8 protein-coding genes are annotated in these 6,101 nt (G+C 42.5%); 1 reads left to right on the top strand and 7 read right to left on the bottom strand.

Going from position 1 to position 6,101, the window contains the following annotated elements:
* Positions 1–68 precede the first annotated feature (68 nt).
* On the top strand, positions 69–245 hold the full coding sequence (locus PSI23_RS08700; RefSeq protein WP_273554726.1) for a hypothetical protein: 177 nt from the start codon (positions 69–71) through the stop codon (positions 243–245).
* 17 nt (positions 246–262) lie between these two features.
* Here the strand turns inward: PSI23_RS08700 and hemB are convergent, their stop codons facing one another.
* From hemB to ubiE, 7 genes are all read right to left on the bottom strand, one after another.
* Entirely contained in the window at positions 263–1,279 is a 1,017-nt protein-coding gene (hemB, locus tag PSI23_RS08695) for a porphobilinogen synthase (RefSeq protein WP_273554725.1), read from the bottom strand.
* 120 nt (positions 1,280–1,399) lie between these two features.
* A complete protein-coding gene (gene tatC / locus PSI23_RS08690) occupies positions 1,400–2,134 on the bottom strand; it encodes a Sec-independent protein translocase subunit TatC (RefSeq protein ID WP_273554724.1) in 735 nt (244 codons plus the stop codon).
* A 3-nt stretch (positions 2,135–2,137) separates the two neighbouring features.
* On the bottom strand, positions 2,138–2,629 hold the full coding sequence (gene tatB, locus PSI23_RS08685) for a Sec-independent protein translocase protein TatB (RefSeq protein WP_273554723.1): 492 nt from the start codon (positions 2,627–2,629) through the stop codon (positions 2,138–2,140).
* A gap of 3 nt (positions 2,630–2,632) precedes the next feature.
* Positions 2,633–2,899, bottom strand: a complete 267-nt coding sequence (tatA, locus tag PSI23_RS08680; RefSeq protein ID WP_273554722.1) for a Sec-independent protein translocase subunit TatA — start codon at positions 2,897–2,899, stop codon at positions 2,633–2,635.
* Positions 2,900–3,044: 145 nt separating this feature from the next.
* Complete coding sequence (gene ubiB, locus PSI23_RS08675; RefSeq protein ID WP_273554721.1) at positions 3,045–4,682, bottom strand: ubiquinone biosynthesis regulatory protein kinase UbiB; 1,638 nt, start codon at positions 4,680–4,682, stop codon at positions 3,045–3,047.
* Positions 4,669–5,337, bottom strand: coding sequence for a ubiquinone biosynthesis protein UbiJ (ubiJ, locus tag PSI23_RS08670; RefSeq protein ID WP_273554720.1), 669 nt, complete (start codon positions 5,335–5,337; stop codon positions 4,669–4,671). The genes ubiB and ubiJ overlap by 14 nt, the downstream gene beginning before the upstream one ends.
* Position 5,338: 1 nt before the next feature.
* Positions 5,339–6,094 (bottom strand): bifunctional demethylmenaquinone methyltransferase/2-methoxy-6-polyprenyl-1,4-benzoquinol methylase UbiE, encoded by a 756-nt coding sequence (ubiE, locus tag PSI23_RS08665; protein ID WP_273554719.1) that lies wholly within the window; start codon positions 6,092–6,094, stop codon positions 5,339–5,341.
* Positions 6,095–6,101: the final 7 nt, after the last annotated feature.

The raw sequence follows: 6,101 nt of genomic DNA, 5'->3' as shown, positions 1-6,101 counted from the left end.
TATATCGTAACGGAAAGGTGTTTTTCTTGGTATAACCCTTGGCCTCCACCCGCATAGCGGGGGGTTTTATGTTTAAGAAGCTGACGCTACTTAAACTGGCTAAAGCCATAATCAGAAAACGGGCAATTTTGCCCGTTTTTATTATTTATATTGTATTTACTATCAGCATTGCATTTATTATCTATATGCTGCTGTACTCTTTCATCACCCAACTCTCTGATATTGGCTGGCTTTACTCTCTTTAATAATAAATTGAGTAAAATCAGTATCTTTGCTCATGCAGCCACTGTGCTACACGCTTGGCAAAATAAGTCAGTACACCATCAGCACCTGCTCGTTTAAAACACAATAGTGATTCCATAATCGCTGGCTGTTCTTTCAACCAACCATTTTGAATGGCCGCTATATGCATGGCATATTCACCAGAAACCTGATAAGCAAATGTCGGCACACCAAAAGTATCTTTCACCTGACGAATCACATCCAAATATGGCATACCAGGTTTAACCATGACGCTATCAGCACCTTCCTGCAAATCTTGTGCAATCTCCTGCAACGCTTCATCACTGTTTGCAGGATCCATTTGATAGGTCATTTTATTACCACCTTTCAGGTTGCTGCTGGAGCCAATGGCATCTCTAAATGGCCCATAGTAACAAGAAGCGTATTTGGCAGAATAAGCCATAATTTGGGTATTGACATAATTATCCATCTCAAACTGCACGCGAATAGCACCAACACGGCCATCCATCATATCGCTTGGTGCGACAATCTCAGCCCCGGCTTCAGCATGGGACAATGCCTGTTTAACCAGAATATCTTTGGTAATGTCATTGATAACATAACCATCCTGATCAATAACACCATCCTGTCCATGGGTAGTAAATGGATCGAGTGCTACATCCGTCAAAAGACCTAACTCAGGAACAGCATCTTTCAAAGCGCGAACAGAACGCTGAATCAAGCCGTCTGGATTATAGGCTTCTTTCGCATCCAATGATTTCTTGTCGGCTTCAATAACCGGAAACAAAGATAAAACAGGAATACCCAGTCGGGCAATCTCTTCTGCTTCTTTCAGCAAAAGATCGATTGTCAGACGATACACTCCTGGCATTGAAGATACTTCCTGACGCTGATTCGTTCCTTCCATAACAAATACAGGGTAAATCAGGTCATTAACGGTAAGTTGATTTTCAGCAACTAAACGGCGGGAAAAATCATGGCGGCGCACACGGCGCATACGACGACCGGGAAATGTTCCCGGAAATACATAGCTCATACTGTTCTCCTAATATAAAACCCAGCGACAAAGCGCTGGGTTAATAGCCATCGCTAACTAATTCAGATTATTTTTTAAAATTACCATTAATATTACTATCTAATTCATCTTCCAGATTTGCTATTTACGTCTACCCAATTTGCCAACATAAAACTGCGAAAGCAAAATCCCCAGTTCAAATAACAAATACATGGGAACAGCTAGCAAAGTTTGCGAGAAAACATCGGGGGGCGTTAACAGCATACCAACCACGAACGCCCCGACTAAAATATAAGGACGTTTTCTTTTCAGTGATTCCGGCGTCACTACCCCACTCCAACACAGCAGAATAATGGCAATTGGTATTTCGAATGAAACGCCAAAGGCCATAAATAGGGCCATAACAAAGCTTAAGTAATTGCTGATATCTGTCGAGATTACAACTCCTGCGGGTACGGTCTTGATAAAGAAACCAAACGCAATGGGAAAGACAACAAAATATGCAAATGCCATTCCCAGATAAAACAATACACTACTGGAAAACAGTAGGGGCACAACCAAACGCCGTTCGTGCTTATACAATGCCGGCGCAATAAATGCCCACACTTGATAGAGGATCATGGGGACCGAAACAAAGATAGACACCATGATGGTAAGTTTGATTGGTGTAAAAAAAGGTGATGCAACATCTGTCGCAATCATATTTGCGCCTTTAGGTAATTGTTCCATTAAAGGCGCAGCAATAAGCCGATAAATGTCATTGGAAAAATAAACCAATGCCAAAAACACTATCAGCACAGTCATTAAGCTATTTAAAATCCGCTTACGTAGTTCAATCAGATGACTGATAAAGGGTTGAGTATCATCCACAGACATGTTTCAGTGTTCGCCATTCGCTTGTTCAGGTTTTTTCTGCTGCTCTGGTTTTTCGCTCGATTTCGCTAAAATTACGGGTTTTGAAATTAACGGTTCTGAAATTAACCGGTCTGAATCCGAGTGCTTTTCAACCGATTGAGGCATAGAAGAATGAAAATGAGTTTCATCTTCCTCCAATTCCCTCATTTCATCTGGTTTTAATTGGTACTTATTTTTCAATGATTCAGCCGCTGCCTTTAGTTCTTCCATTGATGCCTTCAATTCTGGAGACAATGATTGCAAATCGGCTTTTTCTTCCATTTTTTTCAGTGTGTCCTGAAGTTCTTGCAACTTCAATTCCTGAGCAAGTTCATTCTGAACATTAGCCGCCAGAGAGCGCAATACCCGAATCCACCCAGCCACTGTTTTGACCGCAATAGGCAAACGTTCTGGCCCCAGAACAATCAAGCCAATGATCATCACCAATAGCAATTCACTAAAGCCAATGTCAAACACGGTTTATACCTGCTCTTTATCTTTACTTTTACTCTCTGATTTTTCAGATTGTGCAGCCGTAGACTTTTCAGTGAGGTTTTTCGTTTCAAAATCGGCATCCTGGCTCATTTTTCCCGGCTGCTCTGGCTTTTCATCCTCACCCATTGCCTTTTTGAAGCCTTTTATGGATGCTCCCAAGTCTGAACCCAAAGTACGAAGCTTATTAGTACCAAACAACAGTACGACAATGACAGCAATTATGAGTAATTGCCAAATACTTATACCACCCATACTGACCTGCCTCTATTCATCAGAATATTACTAGTAATTTAATTATAAACTACGAACTTTCCATTCGAAATAACCTGTTCGAAAATAACGCGATCATGCCCAAAGTCGTAGCAGAATTATCTACAGTTACGGTTAATATCCATCATCATTGACGCTTATTTAAGTGACACCAGCCCAATCCCCATGATGCAATTCCAGCCCCTATTATTCCCCATGCCAGATGCTTCTGATCTATGATGAAAAATAAACTACCACAGATAAAGAGAGTTGCACCAATCCCCAATAGATAAAGAGATTTACGTTGCCTGATTTGTTGGTTTCTGAATTGTTGCGATATTTGATCAATGCTGGTCTGCAAACGTCGATGCTGTTGGAGCGTGCCATACACCAGCTCCGGAAGCTCTGGCAGCTTTTCCGCCCAATAAGGCGCCTTTTCTTTAAAGGCACGCACAATCGCGGGAAGCCCAACCTGATCATGCAACCAATCTTCCAGAAAAGGTTTGGCTGTTTTCCACAGATCAAGCTGAGGATAAAGTTGACGCCCCAAGCCTTCCACGTACAACAGCGTTTTTTGCAGCAGAACTAACTGGGGCTGAACCGTCATATTAAAACGACGGGCGGTATTGAAAAGGTTCAGTAGAACATGCCCAAATGAGATTTCAGCCAATGGTTTTTCAAAAATCGGCTCACAAACGGTACGAATGGCAAATTCAAAATCTTCCACATTGGTATCTGTCGGCACCCAACCAGAATCAACATGCAGTTCAGCTACCCGACGGTAATCACGGTTAAAGAAAGCAATAAAATTTTCGGCCAGATAGCGCTTATCCTCTTTATTCAAAGAACCAACAATCCCGTAATCAATACCGATATAAGTAGGATCTTCCGGTTTTTCATAACTAACAAAAATATTACCGGGGTGCATATCTGCATGGAAAAAACTGTCGCGAAATACTTGGGTGAAGAATACCTGAACCCCACGCTCAGCCAACAATTTCATATTGGTATTCTGCGCTTCCAGAGTAGCAATATCTGACACTGGAATGCCATAAATACGCTCCATAACCAAGACATTCTCCCGACAATAATCAGGGTACACTTCTGGTACGTAGAGTATTGAGCTATCTTCAAAATTACGACGCAGCTGGATTGCGTTTGCTGCTTCACGTAATAAATTCAGTTCATCAAGCAGGGTTTTCTCATATTCACGCACAACTTCACGCGGACGAAGACGGCGACCATCTGGTAAAAAGGGAACCAGATTCGCCAAACGGTACATCAATCGTACATCAGCTTTAATGACAGGTAGAATATCTGGACGAATGACTTTCAGGACAACTTCTTTACCATCCTCCTTCAGCCGGGCAGTATGTACCTGAGCGATGGAAGCAGAAGCCAGTGGCTGTGGATCAAATCCCTCAAACCACTTTTCCAAAGAACCCTCTAATGCAGTTTCAATCGATTTTCGTGCCACTGCACCATCAAAGGAAACAACCCGATCTTGTAACATCGAAAGTTGATCTGCGATCGCAGTAGGGAACAAATCACGGCGCGTGGAGAGCATCTGACCAAGTTTGATCCATACAGGACCAAGTTCTTGTAATGCTAAACGTAAACGCTCACCGAGAGGTTTACCCTTATGCCTGTTAGGTATCCAAAATAGTAAATGACGCCCAAAACGCAACGGCCATGTCAAACGAATATTGGGGATAAGTTCATCCAGCCCATAGGAAAGAAAGACTCGGATGATAAAGTAAAGTCGCTTAATTTCACTGGGTGTCATGTTTTCCCTCCAGTGTCGCCAACCGTTTTTCGAGCTGGTCTATTTTATTGGCAACGGCATTAACTTCCTCATTGAAATAGGCCACTTCCAACGCACTGGGAGCCATTTTCCACTCTTCTGTCAATGATTCAGCGAAGTACGTTTTCTTCCTTGCAATACTATTGCTGACAAGTTCAAAACTTTTCTTCATCATCCGGCTGATACCTTCTGCGGCAATATCACCAACATAAGGGGAAAGATAATGAGCAGGGTCCCACTCTGACATGTCCAGCAAAGCTGACCATTGTTGAATAACCTGCATATCCCCTTCAATGACAATTTCACCGTTGTTAATCAAAGCTGAAAGACACTGGCGATCCCGTAGCTTGAGTAACGCGGGTATCGTTGCTTTCATTGAGCAATCCGCTGGTTCTGACCATTGACTCAAAACATCCACTTGCCTTTCACTGAATATCAGTACAAATGGTGTTTCAATTTCTTTCAGTTCAATAGACAGTATTTTTCCTGCCAGTCTCAAACGGGCAGGTTTTAATACCGTTTCACGGTATAACAGATGATTCAGGGTTGTTTCCAGAAAAGCCGTCAATATTGTAAACAACACCTTATCATTTGATACCGCAGAACTCATGCTATGGCTTAATGAGGGTGTTTCCATTTCAGAATTTGAACCCTTTGTGCAGTGCAACGATTCCGCCAGTCATGTTGGAGTAAGAAACTTGGTCAAAACCCGCTTCTTCCATCATACCTTTTAAGGTTTCTTGATCAGGGTGCATACGGATGGACTCAGTCAGATAACGGTAACTTTCCGCATCCTTCACAATCATCTGGCCGATTCGAGGTAGAACATGGAATGAATAAGCATCATAAACCTTACTCAACGGTGCCAATACAGGTTTGGAAAACTCCAGCACCAACAGGCGCCCACCCGGCTTAAGTACCCGGCACATGGAACGCAGGGCTTTTTCTTTATCCGTGACATTACGCAAGCCAAAGGAAATGGTAATACAATCAAAATGGTTATCTGGGAAAGGTAATTCTTCAGCGTTGGCTTGAACATAACTGACATTGCCTACGATACCGATATCTCGTAATTTTTCACGTCCGACTTTCAACATTGAATCGTTGATATCAGCCAGAACAACTTGACCTTTTTCCCCCACAATTCGGGAAAACTTCGCTGTTAGATCACCTGTTCCACCTGCAAGATCCAGCACCTTATGACCACGGCGAACACCACTTGCTTCAATGGTAAAACGTTTCCAGATACGGTGAATGCCAAATGACATCAAATCATTCATTAAGTCATATTTCGAGGCCACAGAGTGGAACACCTCTGCCACCATCTCTTTTTTTTCTTCTTTGGCTACGGTGCGGAAACCAAAATCGGTGGTTTCTTTTGATTGATCTGCCATGTTATTT

This window comes from Xenorhabdus yunnanensis, assembly GCF_028598805.1.
Classification (GTDB): domain Bacteria; phylum Pseudomonadota; class Gammaproteobacteria; order Enterobacterales; family Enterobacteriaceae; genus Xenorhabdus; species Xenorhabdus yunnanensis.
Note: the sequence above shows the minus strand (reverse complement) of the source record. Positions and strands in the feature narration are given on the sequence as shown.

Bases quoted from the DNA above. Each gene is read 5' to 3' on its own strand.
- PSI23_RS08700 (WP_273554726.1), top strand. From the start codon at position 69: ATGTTTAAGAAGCTGACGCTACTTAAACTGGCTAAAGCCATAATCAGA.
- hemB (WP_273554725.1), bottom strand. From the start codon at position 1,279: ATGAGCTATGTATTTCCGGGAACATTTCCCGGTCGTCGTATGCGCCGT.
- tatC (WP_273554724.1), bottom strand. From the start codon at position 2,134: ATGTCTGTGGATGATACTCAACCCTTTATCAGTCATCTGATTGAACTA.
- tatA (WP_273554722.1), bottom strand. From the start codon at position 2,899: ATGGGTGGTATAAGTATTTGGCAATTACTCATAATTGCTGTCATTGTC.
- ubiB (WP_273554721.1), bottom strand. From the start codon at position 4,682: ATGACACCCAGTGAAATTAAGCGACTTTACTTTATCATCCGAGTCTTT.
- ubiJ (WP_273554720.1), bottom strand. From the start codon at position 5,337: ATGGAAACACCCTCATTAAGCCATAGCATGAGTTCTGCGGTATCAAAT.
- ubiE (WP_273554719.1), bottom strand. From the start codon at position 6,094: ATGGCAGATCAATCAAAAGAAACCACCGATTTTGGTTTCCGCACCGTA.